22 protein-coding genes are annotated in these 25,813 nt (G+C 72.0%); 13 read left to right on the top strand and 9 right to left on the bottom strand.

Annotation, left to right across the window (positions count from 1 at the left end):
- Positions 1 to 248 precede the first annotated feature (248 nt).
- The gene (locus E1286_RS22055; protein ID WP_132615330.1) at positions 249 to 872 is read right to left on the bottom strand and encodes an MOSC domain-containing protein; all 624 of its coding nucleotides are present in this window, start codon (positions 870 to 872) and stop codon (positions 249 to 251) included.
- A 127-nt stretch (positions 873 to 999) separates the two neighbouring features.
- Between E1286_RS22055 and E1286_RS22050 the strand changes: the two genes are divergently transcribed.
- The 3 genes from E1286_RS22050 (at position 1,000) to E1286_RS22040 (ending at position 3,821) form a co-directional block, all read left to right on the top strand.
- On the top strand, positions 1,000 to 1,488 hold the full coding sequence (locus E1286_RS22050) for a hypothetical protein (RefSeq protein WP_132615329.1): 489 nt from the start codon (positions 1,000 to 1,002) through the stop codon (positions 1,486 to 1,488).
- Positions 1,485 to 2,939, top strand: coding sequence for a sensor histidine kinase (locus tag E1286_RS22045; RefSeq protein WP_132615328.1), 1,455 nt, complete (start codon positions 1,485 to 1,487; stop codon positions 2,937 to 2,939). Before E1286_RS22050 ends, E1286_RS22045 begins: the two co-directional genes overlap by 4 nt.
- 219 nt (positions 2,940 to 3,158) lie before the next feature.
- The gene (locus E1286_RS22040; RefSeq protein ID WP_246075036.1) at positions 3,159 to 3,821 is read left to right on the top strand and encodes a response regulator; all 663 of its coding nucleotides are present in this window, start codon (positions 3,159 to 3,161) and stop codon (positions 3,819 to 3,821) included.
- Here E1286_RS22040 and E1286_RS22035 read toward each other — a convergent pair.
- Positions 3,781 to 4,098 carry a hypothetical protein gene (locus tag E1286_RS22035; protein ID WP_132615326.1) on the bottom strand — a complete coding sequence of 106 codons (318 nt, stop codon included), beginning with the start codon at positions 4,096 to 4,098 and terminating at the stop codon, positions 3,781 to 3,783. The genes E1286_RS22040 and E1286_RS22035 overlap by 41 nt on opposite strands.
- A gap of 227 nt (positions 4,099 to 4,325) precedes the next feature.
- Between E1286_RS22035 and ccmA the strand changes: the two genes are divergently transcribed.
- Both ccmA and E1286_RS22025 read left to right on the top strand, forming a co-directional pair.
- Positions 4,326 to 4,949 (top strand): heme ABC exporter ATP-binding protein CcmA, encoded by a 624-nt coding sequence (ccmA, locus tag E1286_RS22030; RefSeq protein WP_132615325.1) that lies wholly within the window; start codon positions 4,326 to 4,328, stop codon positions 4,947 to 4,949.
- A complete protein-coding gene (locus E1286_RS22025; RefSeq protein ID WP_132615324.1) occupies positions 4,946 to 6,421 on the top strand; it encodes a DUF6297 family protein in 1,476 nt (491 codons plus the stop codon). Before ccmA ends, E1286_RS22025 begins: the two co-directional genes overlap by 4 nt.
- Here the strand turns inward: E1286_RS22025 and E1286_RS22020 are convergent.
- Both E1286_RS22020 and lepA read right to left on the bottom strand, forming a co-directional pair.
- Positions 6,418 to 6,885, bottom strand: a complete 468-nt coding sequence (locus E1286_RS22020) for a GNAT family N-acetyltransferase (RefSeq protein ID WP_132615337.1) — start codon at positions 6,883 to 6,885, stop codon at positions 6,418 to 6,420. The two genes, E1286_RS22025 and E1286_RS22020, sit on opposite strands and share 4 nt — an antisense overlap.
- Positions 6,886 to 6,940: 55 nt before the next feature.
- Entirely contained in the window at positions 6,941 to 8,812 is a 1,872-nt protein-coding gene (gene lepA / locus E1286_RS22015) for a translation elongation factor 4 (protein WP_223190233.1), read from the bottom strand.
- A 14-nt stretch (positions 8,813 to 8,826) separates the two neighbouring features.
- Between lepA and E1286_RS22010 the strand changes: the two genes are divergently transcribed.
- The 6 genes from E1286_RS22010 to E1286_RS21985 all read left to right on the top strand — a co-directional run bounded on the left by E1286_RS22010 (position 8,827) and on the right by E1286_RS21985 (position 17,735).
- A complete protein-coding gene (locus tag E1286_RS22010; protein ID WP_132615322.1) occupies positions 8,827 to 9,843 on the top strand; it encodes a glycoside hydrolase family 18 protein in 1,017 nt (338 codons plus the stop codon).
- Between the two features lie 131 nt (positions 9,844 to 9,974).
- Positions 9,975 to 10,244 carry a 30S ribosomal protein S20 gene (rpsT, locus tag E1286_RS22005; protein WP_132615321.1) on the top strand — a complete coding sequence of 90 codons (270 nt, stop codon included), beginning with the start codon at positions 9,975 to 9,977 and terminating at the stop codon, positions 10,242 to 10,244.
- Between the two features lie 220 nt (positions 10,245 to 10,464).
- The gene (locus E1286_RS22000) at positions 10,465 to 13,536 is read left to right on the top strand and encodes an ABC transporter permease (protein WP_132615320.1); all 3,072 of its coding nucleotides are present in this window, start codon (positions 10,465 to 10,467) and stop codon (positions 13,534 to 13,536) included.
- A complete protein-coding gene (locus E1286_RS21995; protein ID WP_132615319.1) occupies positions 13,533 to 16,127 on the top strand; it encodes an FtsX-like permease family protein in 2,595 nt (864 codons plus the stop codon). The genes E1286_RS22000 and E1286_RS21995 overlap by 4 nt, the downstream gene beginning before the upstream one ends.
- Positions 16,124 to 17,050, top strand: a complete 927-nt coding sequence (locus E1286_RS21990; protein ID WP_132615318.1) for an ABC transporter ATP-binding protein — start codon at positions 16,124 to 16,126, stop codon at positions 17,048 to 17,050. The genes E1286_RS21995 and E1286_RS21990 overlap by 4 nt, the downstream gene beginning before the upstream one ends.
- On the top strand, positions 17,043 to 17,735 hold the full coding sequence (locus E1286_RS21985) for an ABC transporter ATP-binding protein (protein WP_165969843.1): 693 nt from the start codon (positions 17,043 to 17,045) through the stop codon (positions 17,733 to 17,735). The genes E1286_RS21990 and E1286_RS21985 overlap by 8 nt, the downstream gene beginning before the upstream one ends.
- Positions 17,736 to 17,843: 108 nt before the next feature.
- On the opposite strand, the gene holA is transcribed toward E1286_RS21985, so the two are convergent.
- Complete coding sequence (holA, locus tag E1286_RS21980; RefSeq protein WP_187368197.1) at positions 17,844 to 18,827, bottom strand: DNA polymerase III subunit delta; 984 nt, start codon at positions 18,825 to 18,827, stop codon at positions 17,844 to 17,846.
- 346 nt (positions 18,828 to 19,173) lie between these two features.
- Here holA and E1286_RS21975 point away from each other — a divergent pair, with 346 nt between their 5' ends.
- A complete protein-coding gene (locus tag E1286_RS21975) occupies positions 19,174 to 20,484 on the top strand; it encodes a hypothetical protein (protein ID WP_132615316.1) in 1,311 nt (436 codons plus the stop codon).
- A 50-nt stretch (positions 20,485 to 20,534) separates the two neighbouring features.
- Here the strand turns inward: E1286_RS21975 and E1286_RS21970 are convergent, their stop codons facing one another.
- On the bottom strand, positions 20,535 to 21,995 hold the full coding sequence (locus tag E1286_RS21970; RefSeq protein WP_132615315.1) for a serine hydrolase domain-containing protein: 1,461 nt from the start codon (positions 21,993 to 21,995) through the stop codon (positions 20,535 to 20,537).
- Positions 21,996 to 22,364: 369 nt separating this feature from the next.
- Here E1286_RS21970 and E1286_RS21965 point away from each other — a divergent pair, with 369 nt between their 5' ends.
- On the top strand, positions 22,365 to 23,204 hold the full coding sequence (locus E1286_RS21965; protein WP_132615314.1) for an NAD(P)H-binding protein: 840 nt from the start codon (positions 22,365 to 22,367) through the stop codon (positions 23,202 to 23,204).
- A gap of 232 nt (positions 23,205 to 23,436) precedes the next feature.
- Here E1286_RS21965 and E1286_RS21960 read toward each other — a convergent pair whose 3' ends face one another.
- The 3 genes from E1286_RS21960 to E1286_RS21950 form a co-directional block, all read right to left on the bottom strand.
- Positions 23,437 to 24,582, bottom strand: a complete 1,146-nt coding sequence (locus tag E1286_RS21960) for an RNA polymerase sigma factor (RefSeq protein ID WP_132615335.1) — start codon at positions 24,580 to 24,582, stop codon at positions 23,437 to 23,439.
- A gap of 8 nt (positions 24,583 to 24,590) precedes the next feature.
- Entirely contained in the window at positions 24,591 to 24,998 is a 408-nt protein-coding gene (locus tag E1286_RS21955) for a YciI family protein (protein WP_132615313.1), read from the bottom strand.
- 277 nt (positions 24,999 to 25,275) lie between these two features.
- On the bottom strand, positions 25,276 to 25,713 hold the full coding sequence (locus E1286_RS21950) for a winged helix-turn-helix transcriptional regulator (RefSeq protein ID WP_132615334.1): 438 nt from the start codon (positions 25,711 to 25,713) through the stop codon (positions 25,276 to 25,278).
- Between the last annotated feature and the right edge of the window lie 100 nt (positions 25,714 to 25,813).

Genomic DNA, 25,813 nt, shown 5'->3' with positions numbered 1-25,813 from the left:
GGGCGGGGCGGTACGTGCCATCGCGCTCCCCCACCCGCACCGGCAGCGCACGCCTTACCTCCACCCACCCATTGCGGTGCCGTCCGTGCGCCGTCGCCGTTGGCGGACGCGTGGCGGCCAGGTTTCACCGTGCCTGGTCAACCGTTCGGCTACCTCGGGCGGGCGCGTTCGGCAGGCTCATCCCGCTTGTCGGCATGGAAGGGTGGTGAGGACACCGCTGTTCGGTGTCCGATCGGGGCTTGGGCCGTTCAGGTGAGGGTGCGGGCGGCGAGGGCGTCCCACTTGGGGTCGTGGTCCGGGATGGTGAGGATGCGCTGCATGGCGTTCTTGTCGCCGTGGCGGGCTCGGAACGCGTCCGTCACGGTCGCGCCAAGCTCCGGGCGGAAGACGATTTCCACCTCGTCCCCCTGGCCGAGAAGTCCGGGCTCGACCACGCGTAGGTAGGCACCCGTGCGGCCCGCCGCCGTGAAGCGTTTGAGCCAGCCGGGCTCGTCCATCCAGTTGCGGAACACCACGCACGGGATCCGGGGGCCGGTCACCTCCAGCAGGGCCGTGCCCACCCGCCAGCGTTCGCCGAGCAGGGCGCCGTCGAGGTCGACGCCGGACGTGGTGAGGTTCTCGCCGAACTGGCCCGCGCGCAACGGCCTGCCCAGCTCGGACGCCCACCAGTCGTAGTCCTCCCTGGCGTAGGAGTAGACGGCGTGGTCAGGTGAGCCGTGGTGCTTCTTGTCGGCGCGCTCGTCCCCGGCCAGCCCGTGGCCCGTCACCTCGACCCGATGCGTGACCGGCCGCTTGTCGATCGCCGTACGCCCGAGCTTTCCCGCCCAATCAGCCTCGAACGATTTTCCGACGTTCACCGACAAAATTCGCATGCCTGGACGCTAACCGATGGCCGTCTCCCCGGGCGACCCGTTTCCGGCCTCCACCCCAGGGTGGAGATTCGTGCTCTCAACCCGCGGGCCGATCCGGTGCGGCCCTCGCGTCTCTAGCGTCGTTGCCGTGCAAACGACAGAAATCTCCCTCCTTGTCCTCCTCGCCGTCGCGTTCGTCATCTACCGCCAGTTCAGGACCCGCCCCGCGGGCAGGCTCGGCGTGCTCTGCACCGCCGGGGCCATGATCGTCGCCGGCGTCGTCATGGGCGGGCTCCTCGACCCGGTGCACCCCGCGCTGAGCCTGGCCCTGTTCGCCGTCGAAGCCTTCGGCGCCGTGGCGCTCGGTGTGTGGCGCGCGGCAACCGCACGCGTGTGGCTGGACGACTCGGGCGTCGCCTGGGCGAGGGGCACGGGCTGGACCCTGGTGGCGTGGGTGGCCTCGATCGCGGTCCGCCTCGGCCTGTACGCCGCCGGGCAGTGGCTCGGCCTGGCCCCGTCCGCGGGCGGCATCCTGTTGTTCGTCGGCCTCACCATCGGCGTCCAGGCGTACCTCGTCGCCCGTCGCGGACGGGCCCTCATCTCCATGGACGGGCGACCGGATACCGTCGAGAGGTGATTCGCGCGCTTGCCAGGATCGTCCCGTTCGTGCTGCGGGGCGGGGCGGTCGCACTGCTGATCATCGCCCAGGTGCGGTCCGCCCCCGCACCTGGTCTGACCGGCCCGGGCCTGGGCGTCGCGGTCGTCACCGGAGCGCTCGCCGTCACTCTCCTCGCCATCGCGTTCCGGCTGCCGCTGCGGGACCTCCGCAGACCATCCCAGGGCACCGCGACCCCCGCGCCCGACCTCGCGCCAGAACTCCTCGAAGGCTCGCATCCGACCGGGCCCCCGCAGCCCACGGACGGCACGTCGCTCCTCACGCCAGAGCACGCGCCAGAGCACGCGCCAGAGCCCCTCAGGGGCTCGCATCGCGAGCCCTCGCAGGACACGAAGGACCCGTCGCGGGCTGCGGCAGAGGTCTGGCGAGGCGCGGCGACGTCTCACCCCGTACCGGAGCTCTCTCGGGGTGGGGCGGACACGTCGCAGGCTGCGCCTGAGCCCTCGCCACGTACGGCGAGGGCGTCGCGTCTCGCAGCGGGGCTCTCGAAGAGCGCGGCCAAGGCGTCGGTGTTCGGTGTGCCGCTCACGCTGGTGGCGCTTGGGCTGGCGGTGATTCTCTCCGACATCCTCTTCGCCATCAGCCGGGACGGTGCGGCGGTCGGGGCCCTGCTGTTCTGCGTCACCCTCGTGGCGACCCGCTTCCCCCTGCGCCAGTCGATGCCGGTCGGGATCCTGGCCGTCGGGGGACTGCTCGTGGTCGGCGTCCTCGCCGGCTTCCCCACCCAGGACCTCACCGCCATGCTCAGCGTCTGCATGATCTTCCTGATCGCGTACGCGGCCAGGCAGCGCAAGGCCGCCAGGGCGGCCGAGGCACGTGAGGCGGTGCTCGCCGAGCGAGCCAGGATCGCCAGGGAGCTCCACGACATCCTCGCCCACTCGCTCTCGGCCCAGCTCGTCCACCTGGAGGGCGCCAAGCTGCTGCTCCGTGCGGAGCGTACGGCCGAGGCCCTCGACCGGGTGACCCGCGCCCGCGATCTGGCCAAGTCGGGGCTCGACGAGGCCAGGCGGGCGGTGTCGGCGCTGCGCGAGAGCCCTCGCCCGCTGCCCGAGGCGTTGCGCGCGCTGACCGGGGAGTTCGAGAGCGCCACGCAGCAGGAGTGTGCGCTGCGCGTCCGCGGGCTGGAGCGAAGGCTCGCGCCGGAGACCGAGCTCACCCTCATCCGCACCGCCCAGGAAGCGCTCACGAACGTACGCCGCCACGCCCCCGGCCGCCCGGCCACGGTCGAGCTGTCGTGCGATCGGTCGTGGTGCGACCTGCGCGTCACGAACCCGTTCTCGGACGGCGAGAGCTCCCCGGGCGGCGGCCACGGCCTGATGGGCATGCGCGAACGCGCCGAACTGCTCGGCGGCACCCTGACGGCCGGCGTACAGGACGGCTCCTTCCTCGTACACCTGCGAGTCCCGGCGTGACGCCGGCGCCGCGCCCCCACGGGCGCAGGCTCGGGACGGCCGACGCAAGAGCCCGACGCGCGGCGGATGGTGTGCCGTCTGTCGCAGCCCATGGAGCCGGCCCCACGGGGCGGGGCGGATGGCGGAGGTCCGCCAGGTGCATGGCCTGGCCCGACGGACACCAGCGGGCCGAACATCAGCCCGCCGAGCATCGGCTGCCCGGACCCCAGGAGGTGGCGCGTGACCAGAGTCGTTGTGGTCGATGACCAGGCCGTGGTGCGGGAAGGGCTGGTGTTGTTGCTCGGGCTGTTGCCGGGCATCGAGGTGGTCGGCTCGGCGGGTGACGGCGAGGCGGCACTGCGGCTGGTCGAGGAAGAACGACCGGACGTGGTGCTCATGGACCTGCGCATGCCGCGCATGGACGGCGTCGAGGCCACCGGCCGCATCCGCGCCGCGTACCCGGAGACCCAGGTCGTGGTGCTGACCACGTATTCCGACGACGACTCCGTCTTCGCCGCGCTGCGGGCGGGCGCGCGCGGTTTCCTCACCAAGGACGCCGACGCCGACGACATCGCCCGGGCCGTCGCCACCGTCGTGCGCGGCGACGCCCAGCTCGACCCGTCCGTGCAGCGGCGCCTGTTGGACAGCATGGCGCCCACACGGGTGAGGCCCGCCCCGGCGGCACGCGGCGCGGACCTGCCCGACGGGCTGACCCCGCGCGAGGGCGAGGTGCTGGCCCTCATCGCGGACGGCCTGTCGAACGCCGAGATCGCCGGCCGCCTCCATGTCACGGAGGCCACCGTCAAGACGCACATCAACAACCTCTTCGCCAAGGCCCACCTGAGGGGCCGGGCCCAGGCCGTCACGTACGCCTACCGTCATGGCCTGGCGCGCCCGAGTTGAGCTGCGACTCCTCGTCGAACCCGGCGAGCTGTAACAACGTCTCCAGCGCCGCCTGCCGGGTCTCCTCGACCGAGGCGCCCCGCTCGCCGAAGCAGTCGGCCGCCACGTCGAGCAGCGCCGTCACCACGGCCGCGTCGGGGTAGGGAACGTCGACCATGACCGTGCCGTCGTCGCCGGCCTCGCCCTCGGCCAGGTGGAGCCGGAGCAACCGTCTGGCCTCCTCCGCCACTGCCACCCCCAGCACCGCGGCGCGCTCGAAGCGCTCAGAAGCAATCACGTCACCCTCCAGTCGCACAGGCGTTCGATAAGAGAAGGTAGACGACGGCACCGACAGAATCGCGCCGGAATCCCTTACGCCGCCGGGGATCCGCGTGCGCGCCGAGGTCCCGTGCGCCGCGCCGGGGAGGACGCGCGCCACGAACTCCCCCGCGGCAAGGGCCGCGCGACTGACGCACCGAAGATGAGACCCGCGCGGCGGGCGATCCCGCTGGATACGCTCGAACGGTGTACGACGCGATCATCGACCTCGACGGCCTCACGGTCGATCTCGGAGGCAACCCCGTACTCCGGGGCATGGAACTGCACGTGTCGCCCGGTGAGATCGTGGCGATCGTCGGCCCGAACGGCTCGGGCAAATCGACCCTGCTGCGCTGCGTCGCCGGCCTCCAGCCCGCCACGGACGGGCAGGTCCTGGTGTTCGGGGAGCCGCCGGCCGACGACGCCGGATTCTGGGGCCGGGTGGGGCTGCTGTTCGAGGAGCCGGCCTGGTATCCCGCGCTCACCACGCGCGAACACCTCGAACTCGTGGGCGCCGTGCACGCCGAAGCCCGGATGACGGTGGACGCCGCGCTGGAGGAGTTCGCGCTGGTGGAGCGGGCCGACGCGGTGCCGCTCAACCTGTCCACCGGCCAGCGCCAGCGCCTTTCGCTGGCCGCGACGCTGCTCAGGCCCAGCACGCTGCTGCTGCTCGACGAGCCGGAACGCGGCCTCGACGCCGCCTTCCGCGCCCGCCTGGGCGATCTGCTGGAGGAGTACGCGCATGAGGGCGGAACCGTCCTCATGGCCACCCACGACCCCGGCCTGGCCGAGCGCGCCCGCCGGGTCTCGCCGACGGGGGTGGCCGCATGAACCGCGTGCAGGAGGTAAGGACGTATCTGCGCTCGCGCAGGCGCGGATCCGCCGGCCTGGCCGACCGCTACGTCGCCGTGTTCGGGATCGCCATGATCGTCGCCGTGGCCGGTCAGCCGGTGTCCGGCGTGCTCGCCGGGCTGGCCGCGCCGGTCGATCCCGCGCGCGTGGGGGCAGGGGCGGCGCTGCTGGCGGTCGCGGTGGCCGGTTTCCTGGCGGCCGCCCGCATGGCGGGACCGCTCTTCGTGGCCCCGGCCGACGCCTCCTGGCTGCTGCTCACGCCGTTGCACCGGCGGAGCCTGCTGAGCCGCACCGCACGGATGCTCGGCCTGGTCGCGCTCGTGGCGGGACTGCTGCTGGGGGTGGCGCTGCTGGCGGTGCTGGGCGCGCCGGACCAGCTCGTGTGGCGGGTGCTCGGCGCTCTGGTCCTCGGCGTGTCGGCGACCGTCGGCGGGATGGCGCTGGCCGTGCTCGGGCAATCGTCGCAGACGTGGCAGTTCTGGCTGGCGGCGACGGTGGCCGCGCTGCTCGTGGTGGCCGTGGTGGCCGTGAGCGGGCAACTGCGGACGGTGCTCGCCGTCGCCGCCGGCGCTCCCCTGACCGCGGTCGCCGCCGCCGTCGCCGGGGCCGTCGCGGTCTCCGCGATGCTGGCCGGGCGGGCATGGATGTCGCTCGACCGGATCCCGTCGCGCGACCTCGTGACCGCCTCCACCCGGGCCGGCCACGTCGCGGACGCGACCGTGGGGCTGGACCCGAGCGTGTTCACGTGGATCGCCGAGGACACCCACTGGCGCTCCAGGACACTCGTCTCCCGTCGCTGGCCGAAGCCGCCCGCGCCGCCGGCCCTCGCGTGGACGGAGTGGGTGCGGGTGGCCCGCAGGCCGGGACGGCTGGCGGTCATCGCGGCGGCGGCCCCGCTGCCGGCGGTGCTGGTGCAGGCGGGTGCTTCCCCCGCGGCTTTCGGCTTCGCGGTGCTGGGCGGGGCGCTGGCGGTGGCGGCCACGGCGGTGTCCGGGGCCCGCCGCGACGCCGACAACCCGGCGCTGGCCCGGTTGATGGGGGTGGGGTTGCGCCCCGGACTCGCCGCCCGCGCGGCGCTGCCCGCCCTGCTGAGCGGCGCCTGGGCCGCCGCCGCCCTCGCCCTGAACGTCCCGGACGGCGGCGCGGTGATGTGGTGGGTGTTCGGGCCGCTGATGGCGCCGGCGCTGGCCGCGGGGGCATTGCGGATGGCCAGGCGGCGGCCGATCGACCACTCCCTGCCGGTGATCGAGACCGGTGCGGGCGCGGTCCCGACCGGGGTGCTGCTCTGGGCGGTCGCCGGAGCAGACCTGGCGGCGCTGGGCTGCCTGCCCGCTCTGACCGCGCTGACGTCGCCGTCCGCCGACCTGGGGCCGTACCTGCTGGCCCAGGGGGTGACGGGCGTGGCGGTGCTGCTGGGCTACCTGTGGCGAGCGCGTGCCGCGAAGGGCTAGGCGACGTAGACGTCGCTCGGCACGCCGCCGTACGGGATCGTGCGGTCTCTGCGCATGCCCACGCGTTCGGCCACCCGGTGGGACGGCTCGTTGACGTCGCGGATCACCGCCACGACGGGCCCGAGGGCCTTGCCGACGCGCAGGGCGGCGCGAGCGAGCTCGACCGCGTACCCGTGGCCCCAGGCCGACGGGCGGAACCGGTAGTACAGGTTGAGCACCTCGTCGCCGTCCACCATCGCCTGGCGCAGCCCGCCGAAGCCGATCACCTCGTCCTGGTCCTTCAGGCGGGCCGCCCAGTAGCCGATGCCGCGCTGGGACCAGTCGGCCAGCCACAGGTCGAGCATGGCCCGGCTCGACTCCCTGTCGGTCACCGGGCCGCCGGGGTGGTACACGCTGGTCAGCGGGTCGGAGTGGATTTCGTGGACGGCGTCCAAATCGTCCATCGTGACCCTGGATAGAACCATGCGCGCCGTATGCACCACTTCCATGCTTTTCAGATTAGTCGTGCAGCGGGCGAATCTACTTCTTGGACTTGTCGGCGTTGGAGTCGGTGGACAGCGCGGCGACGAAGGCCTCCTGCGGCACCTCGACCCGGCCGACCATTTTCATCCGCTTCTTGCCTTCCTTCTGCTTCTCCAGCAGTTTGCGCTTACGGGAGATGTCGCCGCCGTAGCACTTGGCCAGGACGTCCTTGCGGATGGCGCGGATGTTCTCGCGCGCGATCACCCGGGCCCCGATGGCCGCCTGGATCGGCACCTCGAACTGCTGCCGCGGGATCAGCTCACGCAGCTTCTTCGCCATGTCGACGCCGTACGCGTAGGCCTTGTCCTTGTGGACGATGGCGCTGAAGGCGTCGACCGGCTCGCCCTGCAGCAGGATGTCGACCTTGACCAGCTCCGACTCCAGCTCGCCGGCCGGCTCGTAGTCGAGCGAGGCGTAGCCGCGGGTGCGCGACTTGAGCTGGTCGAAGAAGTCGAAGATGATCTCGCCGAGCGGCAGCGTGTAGCGGATCTCGACGCGGTCTTCCGACAGGTAGTCCATGCCGAGGAGCTGGCCGCGCCGCCCCTGGCAGATCTCCATGATCGCCCCGATGAACTCGGACGGCGCCAGGATCGTGGACTTGGTGACGGGCTCGAAGACCTGCGCGATCTTGCCGCCCGTCGGGAACTCCGACGGATTGGTGACCGTGAGCTCCTTGCCGTCCTCCATGACCACGCGGTAGATCACGTTGGGCGCCGTGGAGATCAGCGACAGGCCGAACTCCCGCTCCAGCCGCTCGCGCACGATCTCCATGTGCAGCAGCCCGAGGAAGCCGACGCGGAAGCCGAAGCCGAGCGCGGCCGAGGTCTCCGGCTCGTAGACCAGCGCCGCGTCGTTGAGCTGCAGCTTGTCGAGCGCCTCGCGCAGCTCGGGGTATTCGTCGCCGTCGATCGGATACAGGCCCGAGAACACCATCGGCTTCGGGTGCTCGTAACCGGCCAGCATGTCGCCGGCCGGCTTGGCCGCCGCGGTGACGGTGTCGCCGACACGCGACTGGCGCACGTCTTTCACGCCGGTGATCAGATAGCCGACCTCGCCCACGCCGAGCCCAAGGGCGGCGGGTTTCGGCTCGGGTGAGATGACGCCGATCTCCAGCGTCTCGTGGGTGGCGTTGGTCGACATCATGAGGATGCGCTCGCGCTTGCCCAGGTGACCGTCGATCACCCGGACGTACGTCACCACGCCGCGGTAGGTGTCGTAGACGGAGTCGAAGATCAGCGCCCGGGCGGCGGCGTCGGCGTCGCCCACCGGGGCGGGCACCGTCGCGACGACGTGGTCGAGCAGCTCGCGCACGCCCTCGCCGGTCTTGCCCGACACCTTCAGCACGTCGGACGGGTCGCAGCCGATCAGCCCCGCCAGCTCCTCGGCGAACTTCTCCGGCTGGGCCGCCGGCAGGTCGATCTTGTTGAGGACGGGGATGATGTGCAGGTCGGCGTTCATGGCCAGGTAGAGGTTGGCCAGCGTCTGCGCCTCGATGCCCTGGGCTGCGTCGACCAGCAGGATGGCGCCCTCGCACGCCTGCAGCGACCGTGACACCTCGTAGGTGAAGTCGACGTGGCCGGGCGTGTCGATCATGTTGAGGACGTGGCCGTCCCACGGCAGCCGGACGGCCTGCGACTTGATCGTGATGCCGCGTTCGCGCTCGATGTCCATCCTGTCGAGGTACTGGGCCCGCATGGCGCGGTCGTCCACGACGCCGGTGATCTGGAGCATCCGGTCGGCAAGGGTCGACTTGCCATGGTCGATGTGCGCGATGATGCAGAAGTTGCGGATCAACGCGGGGTCGGTCTGGCCAGGCTGAGTGCGCACCGAAGTCCGTTTCGACAGGGTTGAGGTCAAGCAGTCTTTCATGGTGACATGCCCGGGTGAATGCCCGAACCGTCATCCGGCACGGCCTGCGCGCGCTGGCGCTCGCCTTGGCCGCCGTGGTCGCGCTGGGCGGCCTCCTCGCCGCGGCGCTCCGCCTCCAGTTTACCGGTGCCCCAGCCGCCTGGGCGATGAGCACGGGCCACGACGCCTTGTGGATGGGCCACATGTGGGTGGACGGCCGCCGCACGGAGCGCGACGTGCAAGAGCTCGCCGTACGGCTGCGCGGCACCGGCGTCAAGGACGTGTACGTCCATTCCGGCCCCTTCGAATGGGATGGACGATTAGACCCCGCCAAATACCCCAATGCGCGAAATTTCGTCCAATGGATGCATAAGCACCTCCCCAACGTCCGCGTCTCCGCCTGGCTCGGACAGGCCGTCAAGAACGGTCTCGACCTCGACGACCCCGCCTCGCGCGCGAACGTCCTGGCCGGCGTCGCCGCCGTCATGGCGCAGGGCTACGACGGCATCCACTACAACTTCGAGCCGATCGGCGACGGCGACGAGGAGTTCCTCGACCTGCTCGAACGCACCCGCCGGCACACGACCCTGCTGTCCACCTCGGTCCCCCAGATCGAGCCGTACGCCGGCATGCGACTGGCGGCGCGCGCGGCCCTCAGCCACGACAAGTACTGGTCCAGGGGTTACTTCAGCAAGGTCGTCGCCCGCGTCGACCAGGTCGCCGTCATGACGTACGACTCCTTCCTGCCGACCCAGTCCCTGTACGGCGGCCACGTCGCCCGTCAGGCCGCGCTGGGCCTGGACCTCGTCCCCGAGGACAAGCAGCTGCTCGTCGGCGCGCCCGCCTACCACGACCACGGGGTGACCTGGTCGGACGCGGCCGAGAGCGTGGCGATGGCCGCCGAGGGGGCACGCCTGGCGCTGTCGGAGCACGGCCGCCGCGAGCGGTTCGGCCTCGCCCTGTACGTCGACTTCGCCGCCACCGAGGAGGACTGGCGCGAGTACACGACACGGTGGGTGACCACGGGCTCCGGGGGACGTACACTGTCCTGAGTACCCATTCGCCCAGGCCGTTGATTTGAGCAGCCGTCTGGGTTATTGGTAATCTGTTCAACTGCGTGTGGCGCGCCCTCTCTCGAGCCCGCGCGCCCCATCCATCACCAGACTTTCACCGAGGCTTCTTCGTGGCGAACATCAAGTCCCAGATCAAGCGCAACAAGCAGAACGAGAAGGCTCGTCTGCGCAACAAGGCGGTCAAGTCGTCTCTGAAGACGGCCGTCCGCAAGTTCCGCGAGGCCGCCGAGCAGGGCGACGTCGCGCAGGCCGTCGAGCTGCAGCGGGTCGCGGCCCGTCAGCTCGACAAGGCCGTCAGCAAGGGCGTCATCCACAAGAACCAGGCCGCCAACCGCAAGTCCGCGATCGCTCGGCAGGCCGCGTCGCTGGCCGCCAAGTAGATCCGGGTCGGCGCCGGTCCGGGTGACCGGTCGGCGGGTTTCACAGACGCCGCACTCTTTCATGAGTGCGGCGTTTTCTGTATCTCAGCGCCACTTGTCACGGTTTTGATATCACATCGGCATCGCCGCAGCGTCTCGGCTGCGTCACCGTTGTCTCCGCCACCTTGCTCCCCCACTCACAGGTGCCCGAAAGTGCAGTGAACCGGGGGAAAGGGGACACATGCGGGCGCCGTTGGTCGTCAAAAGGGCGTTCAGCGAACCGTTGCTGCTCTTGGCCGCCTTCGGCTCCATCCTGCTGGCCACCACCACGCTGGTGGCGCTGACGATGTACGCCTCCTCCATCGCCGACGCCGGTGTGCGCAGGACGATGGAGACGGCCTCGTACCGGCAGACCGCGACCACCGTCAGCGCGCCCGTGACGGCCGAGACGTTCCCCCGCTTCGACGCGGCCGTACGCGACGCGTTCGCCCGGGCCTACACCCCGCCGCCCGCGATCACCACGAGTTTCCGCTCCGACTCCTACGTCATGCCTGGCCAGGAGGACAGGCAGCGGCCTGAGCTGCTCAGGTTCGGCAGCTACGACCGGTTCGACCGGCACGCCGACCTGATCTCCGGCGCCTGGCCGCGTCCCGGTCGGCGCCCGGTCGAGGCGGCGATCTCGCTGCCGGCCGCCTCGGCGACGGGGTTCGAGGCGGGGCGGGAGTTCACCGTGCGCGGCCGGCTCGACCCGCGCCCGGTCCGGGTCCGCATCACCGGCGTGTTCCAGCTCGACGACCCCTCCGGTGATCGCTGGGCGGGCGAGCAACTGCTCAGCCGAGGTGTCGAGCACGGCGAGTTCACCACGTACGGGCCGCTGATGGTGGCGCGGGAGACGTTCGTGGCCCGGTTCGCGACGAGCGTCAACGCCACCTGGACGGTCGAGCCCGACCTGCGCGAGGTCACCCCTGAGCAGCTGCGCCCGATCGCCGACGGCATCGCCGGGATCGGCGAACGGCTGAAGGCGGCCGGCTGCGGCCCGTGCGTGGCCGCGGGGGATCTGCCGCGGATGCTCGCCCAGCTCGACACCGCCTCGCTGGTGGCGCGTTCCACCATGCTGATCCCGGTGCTGCAGCTCCTGCTGCTGGCCGGGTACGCGCTGATGCTCACCGCGCGCCTGCTGGCCGACCACCGCCGCATGGAGGTGGCGCTGCTGCGATCGCGCGGCGCGGGCACCGGGCGGCTGGCGGCGCTGGCGGGCGGGGAGGCGCTGCTGGTGGCGCTGCCGTGCGCGGTCGCGGCGCCGTTCCTGGGACCGCCGCTGCTGGCGCTGGTCAGCGCGCTGCCGTGGATCAGGGCCTCCGGCGTGCGGCTGGAGCCGTCGGCCGACCTGGGCTCGTTCCTGCTCTCGTCCGGGGTGGCGGTGGCCGCCGCCGTGCTGCTGGCGCTGCCCGCGCTGGCGGGGGCGCGGCGTACGTACGTGGAGGAGCAGTCGGCGCGCGGGCGCGGCGGCGGGCGCGGGCTGGTCGAACGGGCGGGCGCCGACCTGGCGCTGCTGGTCGTGGCCGGGCTCGCCATCTGGCAGCTCCAGCACTACGGCGCGCCCGTGACCGCGACGGCGGCCGGTGGGCTCGGCATCGACCCGCTCATCATCTCCGGGCCCGCGCTCGCCCTGCTCACCGGCGGCATGCTGGGCCTGCGGCTGGTGCCGCGCATCTCCAAGGCGGCCGCGCGGCTGACCGCACGGCGGCCGGCGCTCGCCCCTGCGCTCGGGGCCTGGCAGGTCAGCAGGCGGCCGCTGACGTACGCCGGGCCGGCGCTGCTGCTGACGATGGCCATCGCGATCGGCATCGTCTCCATGGCCACGGCGTCCACGTGGCGGGCCTCGCAGCTCGACCAGGCCCGCCACCAGGCGGGCGCCGACCTGCGGCTGACCGGGCCGTCGGAGGGTCCTGCGCTGGGGGCGCTGGGGCGCGGCACGGCGTTCACCGCGCTGCCGGGCGTCACGGCGGCCTCCCCCGCCTTCCGCGGGCAGAACGAGGTGAGCGGGGAGATCGCGACGCTGCTCGCGCTCGACGCGGGCAAGCTGGGCGAGCTGTTCCACCTGCGTCCCGACCTGTCGGCGCGGCCGGTCGCGGAGCTGTCACGGGGCCTGGCGGGCTCGCGGGCGGGCCGGCTGGAGCTGCCGGGAAGGCCCGCCACGCTGACCCTGCGGGCTGAGGTGGACGCCGAGCTGCCGCTGCGGCTGGTGCTCTCCGACGGGCTCGGCGTCTGGCGCGACGTGTCGCTCGGCGTGCTCCGGCCGGGCGCGAACCGGATGGAGGTCGACCTGCGGGCGCTCGCCGGACGGACGGGGAAGATCACGTATCCGGTGGCGTTGCGCGGGCTGGTCGCGGGCACCGTCGAGGACACCGCCACCCTGCGGCTCACCGGGCTGAGCGCCGACGGGCATGAGGTCGCGCCGCCCGCACTGTCGATGACCGTGCACGGCGACCGGCCCGCCACGGCCGCCTTCGCGCCGTCGCCCACGCCGGGGCCGCTGCCCGTGGTGCTCACCGCCGACCTGGCCGCCTCGCTCAAACTCGGTGTCGGCCAGGAGGGACGGGCCAGCATCGACCGCCGGATCATGCCGGTCAAGGTCGTGGGCGTGGTGGAGACCATGCCGACGACCTCGGCGGGGCAGCCGGCCGTACTCGCCGACTGGGAGACGCTGCAGGCGTCGGAGCTGGCCGCGGGGCAGTTGCCCAGGCCCGCCACGGAGTGGTGGCTCGCCACCGGCGACGACAGCGACGACGGCAGCGCCGCGACGAACGCGCTCGAGAAGCACCCCGAGTGGGACGTCAGCGCCGTCGACCAGCGGGAGCTGGCCGCCCGCCTGATGGACGACCCGCTCGCGAGCGGGCTGCAGGGGGCGCTGATGCTGGGGTTCGCGGCGGCGCTGGTGTTCGCGGTGCTCGGATTCCTGGTGAACGCGGTGGTCGCGGCGCGGGAGCGGACGGCCGAGTTCGCGATCCTGCGGGCTCTCGGGGTGAGCGCGCGGCAGGTGTTCGGGATGCTGGCCGTGGAGCAGACGTTCGTCATCGGGCTGTCGCTGGTGGCCGGCACCGCGCTCGCGGCGGTCGTCGGGGTGCTGGTGGTGCCGCACGTCGTGCTGACCGGCCAGGCGGCGGCCGCCACCCCGGACGTGCGGCTGGACATCCCGTGGGCGGCCACCTGCGCCATGCTCGTGCTGGTGGCCGGGGTGCTGCTCGCGATCGTCGCCGGGCTGGCGCGGAGCCTGCGCGGTCAAGGGCACGGCCTTCGGGAGGAACAGTGAGAATCGGGCTGCTCGCCCGCGTGCACCTGGGCACGGTGGCCGTGCTCTCCGTGCTGACGCTCAGCGCCTGCGTGCTGGTCGCGGGCCTGCCCAGGGCGGTGCAGGCGTCGTACGACGAGGCGCTGCGGCGCGCGCTGAGCACGGCCCCCGCGGTGACGGCCGACCTGACGGTGACCACGATGTCGCGCGGCGCGGATGAGGACCTGCGCGAACGCGGCCCGTTCGACACCCGCGACCGCCTGTGGCGGGAGATCCTGCCCGCCGCGCTGCATCCCCTGGTCCAGCCCGCCGGCACCGGCACCAGCCACATGAGCGCCAAGACCACGCTCACGCCGCTCACCGGCACGGGCGGCCGGACGTACCTCAACCTGGGCTGGCTGTCCGACGCGGACCGGCGGGTGACCTGGGTCGAGGGCCGCGCCCCCGCAGCGCCGTCCAGGATGCGGTATAAGGGCGAGCCCGTCCCCGTGTTCGAGGCAGGCCTCTCCCGCGAAGCGCTGCGCAAGACGAACATGCGCGTGGGCGAGACGAAGATGATCGGCGAGTACGACTACGCCGCCGTGAAGATCGTCGGCGCCTTCGAGGCGAAGGACCCCGGCGACCGCTACTGGTCGCACAACTCCGACGTCCCGCACGTCATCGAGATCCTGCCGCCCGGCGCGACGGAGACCGAGAAGCACGTCACCGCGCTGATCTCCGACGTCGAGCTGGGCATGCTCAGCGGCGAGGGGCGCAACCTGACGTACCGGTGGGTCCTGCCGGTGGAGCCGCCGGCGGCGACGGCGGCGGCCGCGCCCGAGCTGCGGGCGGCGGTCGGCGAGTTCGGCCGCGTGGTTGCGCTGCAGTCCACGGGCGCCTCGGGCCCGTACCGCCTGGAGAGCGGGCTCACGGAGCTGCTGAGCCACTTCCTGGCGGCGTTGTCGACCGCGCGGACCGTGATGTACCTCGTGCTCGGCGGGCTGCTCGCGGTCGGGCTCGGCGTGATCGTGCTGGCCGTGCGGCTGCTGACCGACCGGCTGGACCACACGCTCTCCCTGGCGCGGGCGCGCGGCGGGTCGCTGCGGCAGGTCGCAGGCACGGCTGCGGCGCTGACGGCGATCGCGACGGCTCCCGCGGCGGTGGCCGGGTACGCGCTGTCGTACCTGGTGCCGGGGCCCGTGCTGCCGGTCGTGCACGCCGGGCCCCTCGTCGTGGTGGTCGTGGCCGTCGCCTTCTGCGCCGCGCGCACGGCTCTGACGCATCGCCGGCCGCTGCACGAGCGGCGTGACGACGTGGTCGCGGCCCGGCCCGGCGCACGGCGGATCACGCTGGAGGTGCTCGTCGTGGTGCTGGCGCTGGCGGGGGCGTACCTGCTGCGGGCGCGCGGGCTGACGACGTCCGGTGAGCAGGACCCGTTCCTGCTGGTGGTGCCGGTGGCGCTGACGGTCGCGGCGGCGCTCGTCACGTTGCGCTGCTACCCGTACCCGCTGCGGCTGTTCGTGCGGCTGGCCGCGCGGGTGCGATCCGCGGTGCCGTTCCTCGGGCTGACCGGGGCGGCGAGGGCGCGGTCAGGGAGCGTGCTGCCGGTGCTGGTCCTGCTGCCGGCGCTGGCGGTGTCGGTGTTCGCCGCCGTGGTCGCCGACGGGATCGCGGGCACGCAGCGGCTGGCGTCCTGGCAGCAGGTGGGAGCGCCGATCCGGGTGACGTCGGAGATGGAGATCCCCGCTGAGGCGGTCGAGCGGATCCGCCGGGTGCCCGGAGTCGAGCGGGTGGTGCTCGCGCAGACGGGTCAGGTCCAGGTCGGGTTCGGCGGCGAGCGGGCCGAGGCCGTCGCCGTGGACGTGGCCGGATGGCGTGAGATCCTCGACGGCACCCCGGTCGTCCTGCCCCCGCTGTCCGACGGCGCGCTCGTCTCGCCGGAGCTGCGGGGGCGGGGCACGTTCGAGATCGGCTGGCAGTCTCGCGTCAAGCTGGCCACGCGGGGTGTGGTCGAGACGGTGCCCGGTTTCTTCACCAAGGGCAAGTTCCTGGTCGTGCCGCTGGACATCCAGCTGCGGCCGGCCGTGAACACCCTGCTCATCAAGGGGAACGCCGCGCTCGACGATCTGGCGGCGATCGTCCCGTCGGCGACCGTCGAGTCGCAGGAGCAGGCTCTGGCGGCCATCAGGGACGATCCGCTGACGAGCGCGGTGCGCTGGACGCTGACCGTGGTGACGGCCGCGCTGGCCGCGTACGCGCCGGCCGCCGTCGTGCTCTCGCTCGTCGTCGGGGCGGCCGAGCGGGCCAGGACGGTGTCGTTCCTGCGCACGCTGGGGCTGTCGGACCGGCAGGCGCGGCGGCTGGCCGTACTGGAGATCCTGCCCATGATCGCGGTGACCGCGCTGGTCGGGCTGGGCCTCGGCCTCGTGTTGCCGGCCGCGCTCGGGCCCGGCGTCGACCTGTCCGCCTACGCCGGCGACCTGCCCGTCGGCGACTACTCCCTCGATCTGTTCCTGCCGACCGCGCTGGCGGCCGGGCTCACGGCGGTGGCCGTGCTCGGCGCGTACGCGCACACCGTCGTCAGCCGCCGTCGCGGCCTCGGCGCCATCCTGCGAGTGGGGGACCTCACATGAACCCGACCCTGTCCGACCTGGAAGCTAAGGCCACCAGGAAGAAGGCCGCGTTCGGCGGCGACGCGCACATCGTGTGCGACAACCTCGTCCGCATCTACAAGACCGAGGGCGTCGAGGTCGTCGCGTTGCAGGGCCTGGACCTGTTGATCGACAAAGGCGAGCTGGTCGCCATCGTCGGCGCGTCCGGCTCGGGCAAGTCGACGCTGCTCAACGTGCTGTCCGGGCTCGACGTGCCGACCGCAGGGGTGGCCAGGGTGGCGGGCATGGACCTGCTGTCGATGAGCGCCCGCGACCGGTTGCGGTACCGGCGTTCGATCGTGGGCTTCATCTGGCAGCAGACGGCCAGGAATTTGTTGCCGTACCTCACCGCGCGGGAGAACGTGGAGCTGCCGATGAAGCTGGCCGGCGGTGGCCGGGCGCGGCGGCGGCGTGCGGACGAGCTGCTGGAGCTGCTCGGCGTCGCCTCCTGCGCGGACCGCAGGACGCCCGAGATGTCCGGCGGCCAGCAGCAGCGCGTGGCCATCGCCGTCGCCCTCGCCAACTCCCCGCAGGTCGTCCTGGCCGACGAACCGACCGGGGAGCTCGACAGCGAGACCTCGGAGCAGGTCTTCGACGCGCTGCGCACCGCGAACCGGGAGCTCGGCGTCACCGTGGTCATCGTCACCCACGACCCGCTGGTGGCCGAGCAGGTGGACCGGACGGTGGGCATCCGTGACGGGCGTACCAGCAGCGAGACGCTGCGGCGCGAGGACGCGGAAGGCCGCATCATCGCCGAGGAGTACGCCGTGCTCGACCGGGTGGGGCGGCTGCAGCTGCCGCGTGACTTCATGAACGCCCTCGACATGGAACGGCGCGTGCGCCTCGAACTCGAATCCGACCACATCGGCGTGTGGCCGGCCCGGGAGGAGTCCACTGATGACTGATACACCGCTGGTCGTGGTCGAAGGGCTGCGCAAGGTCTACCGGAGCGGGCCCAAGGAGATCGTCGCGCTGCGGGACGTGTCGTTCTCGATCTTCCCCGGCGAGCTGGTCGCGCTCCGCGGGCGGTCCGGCTCCGGCAAGACCACCCTGCTCAACCAGATCGGCGGCCTGGACCGGCCGGACGCCGGGCGGGTCGTCGTGGACGGGCACGAGGTGACCGCCATGTCCGAGGACGAGCTGCTCGCGCTGCGCCGTGACGTGGTGGGGTTCGTGTTCCAGTCGTTCGGGTTGATCCCCGTGCTGTCGGCGGCGGAGAACGTGGGCGTGCCGATGCGGCTGAAGCGCATGCCGGTGGCGGAGCGGGAGGCTCGCGTACGGATGCTGCTCGCGCTCGTGGGGCTGGAGAGCCACGTCAACCAGCGGCCCTACGAGCTGTCAGGAGGGCAGCGGCAGCGGGTGGCGATCGCCCGGTCGCTGGCCAACCGGCCGCGGCTGCTGGTGGCCGACGAGCCCACGGGGCAGCTCGACTCGCAGACGGGGCGGCAGATCATGGAGCTGCTGCGGGCACTCGTCCGGAGTGAGGACGTCACGGCGCTGGTGGCCACGCACGATCCGAGCTTGATCACCCTCGCGGACCGCGTCCTGGAGATCACCGACGGCGCCGTCCACGAAACCACCCGCGCCTGACCCACTGCTCACGCCCGCCCTGGTGAAGCTTCGGGCCCCAGCGCACGGGACGCCGGGCGCGGGTCCGGGTGATCTTGCTTTGCGCCACCGCTGCGGCGAGCGGAGGTGTCAGCGGCCGGTGCGGCTGGACACGATGACCTGGATCGCGTGCTCCAGGGCGTAGGCGGGGTCTGCTCCCCCGCCTTTGACCTGCTCGTCCGCGGTCGCCACGGCCTGGATCGCGCGCGACAGCCCTTCCGGGCCCCAGCCGTTCAGCTGCCGCTTCACCCGATCCGCCTTCCAGGGGGGCATGCCGAGTTGTCCGGCCAGCTGCGGACCGCGCAGGTTACGCGGCGCGCCCGCGACCTTGGCCAGCGAACGCAGCCCGTTGGCCAGAGCGCTCACCAGCAGGACCGGGGAAACACCGGTGCCGAGCGCCCATCGCACCTGCTCCAGGGCCTCGGCCAGCCGCCCTTCGACGGCGGAGTCGGCGACGTTGAACCCGGTGACCTCGGCCCGCCCCTTGTGATAGCGGGCAACGGCTGCGGCACTGATCGTCTTGTCTTCGGTGTCGAACGCCAGCTGACTGCACGCCGCCGCCAGATCGCGCAGGTCGTTGCCCACGGCGTCGAGCAGCGCCTGCGCCGCGTCACCCGAGACCTTCCGCCCGGCCCGCCGGAACTCCGCCTTGACGAACTCCAGCCGCTCCCCCGCCTTGGTGACCTTACTGATCGTGATCACCTTGGCCCCGGCCTTCTTCACACCGTCGACCAGCGCCTTCCCCTTGACGCCGCCGGGGTGCGCCAGAACGAGGACGGTGTCGTCGGACGGCTGCTTGGCGTAGGCCACGATCTCGGTGATGACGTCTTTCGGCAGGTCGTGCGCCGACCGGATCACCACCACGGAACGGTCGCCGAAGAGCGACGGCGAGGTCATCTGGGCCAGCTCACCTGTCGTGACCTTGCCACCCAGCAGATCATGCATCTCGGCGCTGGGATCGGCCGCGCGCGCGGCCGCGACGATCTCGCCCACGGCCCGCTCGGCCAGCAGCTCCTCATCGCCGACGACCAAGGTCACAGGTGCTGGATCGGTTCCCGCCATGCCACGCAGCATGCCACGCCGCACCGACAACCCGGTACTCGACCGCCTGAGGCGCCGGCTCGGCCCCGCGCCTCCATGGACGCCAATCTCACACCAAACCACGCCTGTACCGTGGACGGCCATGTCATACCCGCCCCCACGACCGGACGGCTCCGCCGATCCCCGTTTCGGCAACCCGACGCCCGGCGGGCAGCAGCCCCCTGGCCGGCCGATCCCCGGACCCGCGGGGCCGGGGTGGACAGGCCCGGCCCCGCACCCCGCACAGGACGGCCACCCCGGAGGACTGCCCGGCGGGCCTGGGCCTGGTGGGAGGCATGGGTCGGCGGGTGGGCCGAGGCGTGGTCCTCAGCCGGGGATGGTGATCGCCTGCGTTCTCGCGCTCGTCCTGCTCGGCGGCGGTGGAGTCGGCGCGTACGCCCTGCTCTCCTCCGGCGGCGAGACCGTGGAGAGCGTCAGCGGCGAGCAACCAGGAGACACGACCCCGGAGAGCGAGCGGCCGGTCGCCAAGCCGGCCTCGTTCAAGGGCGAGGATCTCTGCGCGATCCTCCCCTCCGACCTGCTCAAGCGGCTCGTACGCAACGCCCAGGAGAACCCCGCGGACGACACCTCCACGATGTCGTCCGCCGAGAGCACCTGTAAGTGGGAGTCGGGCGAGCAGCCACAGGGCAAGGTCGAGCAGAAACGCGACCTCGAAGTCGTCCTGACCACGTACGAGAAGGCCCGCGACGATTTCGACGCCAAGCAGCACTACGCCATCCGGCAGGAGAACACCCAGGCGATGCCGGCCGACCCGCCGGAGGGCTTCAGGTTCAGCGAGCCGCGGAGCGTCCCCGGCCTCGGCGAGGCGTCGTACGCGTTCACGTCCACGAGCACGGACTCACCGACGAAGAGCGTGGACGCCGAGATCACCTTCCAGCTCTCCGGCGCCCTGGTGACCGTCGGATACGGCGGATACGACGCCCTGCCCGGCCTCGGCGCCGGCTACCGGAAGCTCTCCGAGTCGCAGGTGATGAGCTCCGCGCAGGAGGCGGCGAAGGCGATCTCCGCCGCCCTGCTCAAGGGAGAAGCCCCGAGCGACGACGGCGAGGTCACCCGGATCACCGCCGCCTCCAGGGGCCGGGACGTGTGCGAGGCGCTCTCCGCGGAGATCGTGCAGAAGTACGTCGGCAAGGCGCGCACCAGCGCCCGCAACACCGAGTACTCCGACGAGCGCTGGGCGTCGTGCGGCTGGAGCAGCACCTTCGACCCCGGTGGCCGGAGCGAGGTCGCGTACGACATGGTCGACCTGCGGGTGAACGTCGCGACCATGGACGAGGGCGTGGCGGCGGCACGCCACGAGTTCCGGCAGCGGAAGAAGGACGCCACGGCCGTGCCCGCCGGCGTGCCCCAGGAGCAGCCGGCCGAGAAGAGCAGGCCGATCGCGCTGACCGGGATCGGCGAGGAGGCGTTCGCCCAGCTCAGTACGAGCGACCAGATCGTCAACCGACGCGAGGGGAGCATCGTCTACCGCGTCGGGGGCCAGGTCGTGGAGGTGACGTTCGGCGGCCTGTCCACCGTGGCCACGACCGCGGGCCCCGACTCCGGCACCACCGCCCTGTCCGAGGAGAAGGTCCTCACCGCCCTGAAGGACATCGCCAAGCGACTCGCCTCCCGTACCACCGGCAAGTGATCGTCAGCCGTCCTCTCGGGTGGCCTCGCAGCGCCGCGTCTCGGGGCTGACTACCGTAGTGCCTTCCCGCCGGTATCGGACGCGGTGGGGCGGATCCTCGCGGTCACCCGCGCGGCGGTGAGGCCCGTTCCGACGACCGCGAGGGCGGTCACCAGCGTCGTGAGGGCGGGGAACAACCGGAACACGTCCGCGGAGGTGAAGCTGTTGCCCTGCATCGTGGGAACGACGAGGAACACGAACACGGCTATGGCCGGTGCGATGAGCTGCGGGAGGAGCCGCACGGCGAACCTCCAGGCGGGCCCGTCGGCGCGCCGCGCGGCCCATCGCGGTGCGCGCCGCAGGCCGAGGACGCCCAGGGTCAGAGCCAGCGCCGTGATCGCGCCGAGGACCAGGTCGATCAGGGTCGCCACCGGCGCGCCGGGGTCGGGCTCTCGCCCTTCGGCCACGTCGACGATGCCGGAACTGATGGCATGGGCATGCTCCACGGACGGGGTGAAGCTGTTCAACAGCACCACCACGCCGTAGCCGTTGCCGGGAACCAGGTCCTGCTGGGCGTTGAAGCCGGAGACCACCCCGCTGTGCGAAATCCGCTCGGGCTCGATCCCCGCGCCGCTGCGCCGCCAGCCCAGTCCCGCCCGCTCCGCGCCGGGCTGCGGCGTTTGGGAATCCCGGATCAGCTTGGCCGGGAGCAGGCGCCGGCCATCGGGGGCGAGACCGTCTCGTTGCTGCGTCGCGAGCCACGCCGCCATGTCGTGGGCGGTGCTCACCACCCCACCGGATCCGCTGGTCATCGCCTCCGCCTCGGGGGTGGCGAGCGCCCCACCGTAGGCGGTGACGTGCCCCTGGGCCAGCCCACTGACCGGATCACGCGTGGTGGTGGTGTTGACGGTGTCGTCCATGCCGAGCGGGGCGAAGACGTGATCGGCCAGGTAGGCGTTGAAGTTCTGGCCGCTGACCTTCTCGACGACGCGTGCGGCCAGCCAGTAGTTGGCGTTGCTGTAGGCGTACGAGGTTCCAGGCTTCGCGGACAGGCTCCAGTCCCCGATCCTGTCCGCGGCTTCCTCCAGCGACCGGGCCGGGCCGACGATGACGGGGTTGGGCAGCCCCGAGGTGTGGGACAGCAGGTGACGGACGGTGATGGCTTCGCTGAGTGCGAAGTCGGGCAGGTACCGCTTGACGGGGGTGTCGAGCCCGACCCGGCCCTCGTCCACGAGTCGCAGCACGGCGAAGGCCGTGAACGACTTGGAGACGGACCCGATGCGCAGCCTGGTGCGCTCGGTGAGCCGGCCGCCGGCGGAGTCCTGGCCGTACCCCGCCTCGTGGACGATCTCACCGTCCCGGACCACGGCGACGGCTGCACCCGGCAGGCCGTGGCGGTCAAGGTAGCCGGTGACGTACGTGTCCACCTTCGAGGGGTCGAAGCGGCCGGGCGCGGCCGCGGAGGCGGGCACCGCCAACGGGCCGAGGATCGGCAAGGTCAGCACCAGCGAGAGTGCGAGGACCAAACGCATGCAAGAGCTCTCATTCATTGTCATCGAGGCGACCGGCACGGGTGGCGGAGCCGGTTCCTTCGCTCCGGCGATCTTCCCAACGCCTGAAGCGCCGCGGATCGGGGACGACCCCTGGTTCCGGCCGGTTCACCCCTAGGGGTTCGGTATTCCGGTGGCGCTCCTCAAGCTCCTCCGCTCGGGTCCGATGAACCCCAAAGCAGACCCGCCTGAACGCCGGCCCCATTCGGCGGCCGGACAATTTCCTCATTCCCGCGACATTCATATCGACGTTTCCGCAGGTCAGAGCGGAACGTGAACGCGGTGTTCGCGTTTGCTGGAAAGTGAGGTGAATAGTAAGAATGAGGGCTCCGAAATAACAGAGGAGCGACGATGCCGATTCTGGTCACGGGAGCGACGGGCACGGTCGGGCGCAGCCTCGTCCGGCAACTCCTGGAGGCGGGGCAGGAGGTGCGGGCGCTGACCCGCTTCCCCGAGAACGCGGCGCTCCCGCCGGAGGCGGAGCTCGTACGGGGCGACCTGGGCGACCCCGCGAGCCTCACCCCCGCACTGCGCGGGGTCGAACGGATGCACCTGGTCGCCATCGACGGCTCGCTCGCGGCCGGGGCGCGGCTCATCGAGCTGGCGGAGCGGGCCGGGGTGCGGCGGATCACCCATCTCGGCCACAACGACCCGAGCGCCCCCGACGACGACCCGATGGAGGCCGGTCATCGCGCCCTGCACCGCGTCATCGAGGGCTCCGGCCTGGAGTGGACGCACGTGTTCCCCGGCGAGTTCATGGCCAACACCCTGGACTGGGCGCCGTCCATCAAGGCCGCGGGCGAGGTGCGGGCGCCGTTCGGCGGCTGGACCAACGCCATGGTGCACGAGGCGGACATCGCCGCGGTCCTGACAACCGCGCTCCTGGAGGACGGCCACGCCGGCCGCACCTACTGGCCGACGGGCCCCGAGCCCGTACGACGGGCCGACGCGGTGCGCCTCATCGGCGAGGCGTCCGGGCGGGAGATCCGCTTCGTCGAGCTGACTCCCGCCCAGGCCCGCGAGGAGTGGAAGGACACCTACCCGCCCGAGGTGATCGAGTGGTTCCTGCAGCTCGGTGACTACCTGAACGACGCCGAGGTGCCGATCTCACCCGACGTCGAGAAGGTGACGGGCCGCACCGGCCGCACCTTTGCCCAGTGGGCCGCCGACCACGCCGACGACTTCCGCTGAGGCCGGCCGGGAGCCCATGACGAGGCGCCGCCCGAAGCGGAAATTTCCGGCGAACCGCGCGAATCGCTCCCGACGGTCACGCCGATGGTCTCCGCACCCGGCTTGGTCCGCGACTGCGCCACCATCGCAGGCGACAGCTCGATGCCGTGCACCCGGACGCCTCGCCGGCTGATCCGGCTCTTCGTGGCCACGGGGCCGCGCCGAGTGCCGGGGGAAATCCGAGCGCGACCCATCAGCGACGCCGGCGGGCGTTGAGCCGGGCGGCCTGGCACGTCAGGTGGTCACGCTCGGCGAGGTTGGGCGCCTTTCGAGCCGCCTCGGCGTACAGCCGTGCCGCCGTCGCCAGGTCGCCGTCGCGCTCGTGGAGGTACGCCGCCACCGCGGCGTGGCGTGGCAGTGCGTCGTCCAGCGCCGCGAGCGCCGCCAGGCCGGCGCGCGGTCCGTCGGCCTCGCCGACGGCCACCGCGCGGTTCAGCCGGACGACCGGGCTGTCGGTCAGGCGCGCGAGCTCGTCGTACCACTCGACGATCTGCACCCAGTCGGTCTCCTCGGCGGTGGGCGCGTCAGCGTGGAGTGCCGCGATGGCGGCCTGGGCCTGGAACTCGCCCAGCCGGTCGCGGGCGAGGGCCGCCTGCAGGATCTCCACGCCCTCGGCGATCGACTCGGTGTCCCACCGGCCGCGGTCCTGCTCGGCGAGCGGCACCAGGCTGCCGTCCGGCGCGGTCCGGGCGGCGCGCCGGGCGTGGTGGAGCAGCATGAGGGCGAGCAGCCCCGCCACCTCGGGATGGTCGATCGCGGCCGCGAGCTGCCGGGTGAGCCGGATGGCCTCGACGGCGAGGTCGACGTCACCGGAGTAGCCCTCGTTGAAGACCAGGTAGAGGACGCGCAGCACGGTGGCGACGTCGCCGGGCTGGTCGAACCGCACGCCGAAGACGGTGCGCTTGGCCCGGCTGATGCGCTGCGCCATGGTCGCCTCCGGCACCAGGTAGGCCTGGGCGATCTGGCGGGTGGTCAGCCCCCCGACGGCGCGCAGCGTGAGCGCGACCGCGGACGACGGCGTCAGCGACGGGTGCGCGCACAGGAAATAGAGCTGGAGCGTGTCATCCACCGTGGGCGCGGGCCCGGGCGCCGGCTCCTCGTCGACGAGGTCCTCACGCCGGCGGCGGGCGGCGGCCGCGCGGGTCGCGTCGAGCCACTTACGCCAGGCCACGGTGACCAGCCAGCCCTTGGGGTCCCGCGGCGGGTCGTCCGGCCACACGCGGACCGCCTCGACCAGCGCGTCCTGCACGGCGTCCTCGGCCGCCGCGAAGTCAGCCCCGCGACGGACGAGGATCCCGAGCACGCTCGGCGTGAGGCTGCGGAGCAGGATCTCGTTCACCCGAGAGGTCACTCCGAGATGGTGGGCGGCGCGGCCAGGAACGGGCGCACCTCGACCCACTCGTGGATCGGCTTCCCGCCCGCGCCCGGAGCCGCGGACAACTCGCCGGCCAGCTCGAGTGCCCGCTCGTGGCTGTCGACGTCGATCACCATCCAGCCGGCGATGAGGTCCTTGGTCTCCGCGAACGGGCCGTCGGTGACCGGCGGCCGTCCCTCGCCGTCGTACCGGACGAACGTCCCCTCGGGTGAGAGCGCCTGACCGTCGACGAACTCACCGGTCTCCTCCAGCTGGGCCGCGAAGTCCTGCATGTACTGCACGTGGGCCGAGATCTCCTCCGGCGTCCACTGGTCCATCGGCACGTCGTTGACCGCTGCCGGCGCGCCGCGGTAGTGCTTGAGCAGCAAGTACTTGGCCATCGTGTTTCTCCTCGATGCTGGTGCGACCCATTGTGGTCGTTCATCGCGGGGACGGAACCAGCCACGGGTTCTCGACATCGCCGGCCGAAATTTTTTGGCTCTTGCAGCAGCCCACGAAGCCGCGGCGTGAGTGCTACTCGGGCCGCCCACCCTGGCGGGCGGCGACTCGATCGCCCTGCGCGTCGTCAGGCGGGAGGGATGGCGGCGATTACGGCTCTTCGCAGGTGAGGGTGTAGCGCCGAGAACATGGAGCGGTTGCACGGTTGGATGTGAGTCGTCAGGAGGTGCGGGCGTCGTAGTTCTCGCGGTTTTCGAGGACCTCGGCCATGTGCGTCTGCGCCCAGCTCCTGAGCCCGCGCGTCATGTGGTGGAGCGAGAGACCGAGGTCGGTCAGCTCGTAGGAGACGGTGACAGGGACGGTGGGCGTCACGGTGCGGGTGAGTAGACCATCGCGCTCCAGCGAGCGTAGCGTCTGGGTCAGCATCTTCTGACTGACCCCAGCCAGGAGACGGGAGATCTCGGAGTAACGCATCGCCTTCGGAGCGTCTGCGTGTGCTGCACCGGGCTGGCGAGGGCTGTCGTCGCCGCCCAGCGCACACAGGATCAGGACGACCCACTTGTCCGAGATTCGGTCGAGCAGCCGCCGGCTGGGGCATGCCGCCAGGAACGCGTTGTACTCCACCTTGGCCTGAGCCCTCTCCTGGGTCGCCTTCATCGTCGTCACTGATTCGCCCCTCTCACCTATGGGTGGGTTACGCACTTCGAAGTGTCTACTTCCTAAAAGGAAGTTTCTCTCCAACCCTGATACAGGGAGA

The organism is Nonomuraea terrae, assembly GCF_004348995.1.
In the GTDB taxonomy this organism is placed as follows: Bacteria; Actinomycetota; Actinomycetes; order Streptosporangiales; family Streptosporangiaceae; genus Nonomuraea; species Nonomuraea terrae.
The sequence above is the reverse complement of the archived record's forward strand: the minus strand, read 5'-3'. Positions and strand labels throughout refer to the sequence as shown.

What these genes read in the sequence shown, in the direction of transcription:
- E1286_RS22055 (WP_132615330.1), bottom strand. Translation starts at nt 872, where the DNA reads ATGCGAATTTTGTCGGTGAACGTCGGAAAATCGTTCGAGGCTGATTGG.
- E1286_RS22025 (WP_132615324.1), top strand. Translation starts at nt 4,946, where the DNA reads ATGAACCGCGTGCAGGAGGTAAGGACGTATCTGCGCTCGCGCAGGCGC.
- E1286_RS22020 (WP_132615337.1), bottom strand. Translation starts at nt 6,885, where the DNA reads ATGGTTCTATCCAGGGTCACGATGGACGATTTGGACGCCGTCCACGAA.
- lepA (WP_223190233.1), bottom strand. Translation starts at nt 8,812, where the DNA reads ATGAAAGACTGCTTGACCTCAACCCTGTCGAAACGGACTTCGGTGCGC.
- E1286_RS22000 (WP_132615320.1), top strand. Translation starts at nt 10,465, where the DNA reads ATGCGGGCGCCGTTGGTCGTCAAAAGGGCGTTCAGCGAACCGTTGCTG.
- E1286_RS21990 (WP_132615318.1), top strand. Translation starts at nt 16,124, where the DNA reads ATGAACCCGACCCTGTCCGACCTGGAAGCTAAGGCCACCAGGAAGAAG.
- E1286_RS21985 (WP_165969843.1), top strand. Translation starts at nt 17,043, where the DNA reads ATGACTGATACACCGCTGGTCGTGGTCGAAGGGCTGCGCAAGGTCTAC.
- holA (WP_187368197.1), bottom strand. Translation starts at nt 18,827, where the DNA reads ATGCTGCGTGGCATGGCGGGAACCGATCCAGCACCTGTGACCTTGGTC.
- E1286_RS21970 (WP_132615315.1), bottom strand. Translation starts at nt 21,995, where the DNA reads ATGCGTTTGGTCCTCGCACTCTCGCTGGTGCTGACCTTGCCGATCCTC.
- E1286_RS21965 (WP_132615314.1), top strand. Translation starts at nt 22,365, where the DNA reads ATGCCGATTCTGGTCACGGGAGCGACGGGCACGGTCGGGCGCAGCCTC.
- E1286_RS21955 (WP_132615313.1), bottom strand. Translation starts at nt 24,998, where the DNA reads ATGGCCAAGTACTTGCTGCTCAAGCACTACCGCGGCGCGCCGGCAGCG.
- E1286_RS21950 (WP_132615334.1), bottom strand. Translation starts at nt 25,713, where the DNA reads ATGAAGGCGACCCAGGAGAGGGCTCAGGCCAAGGTGGAGTACAACGCG.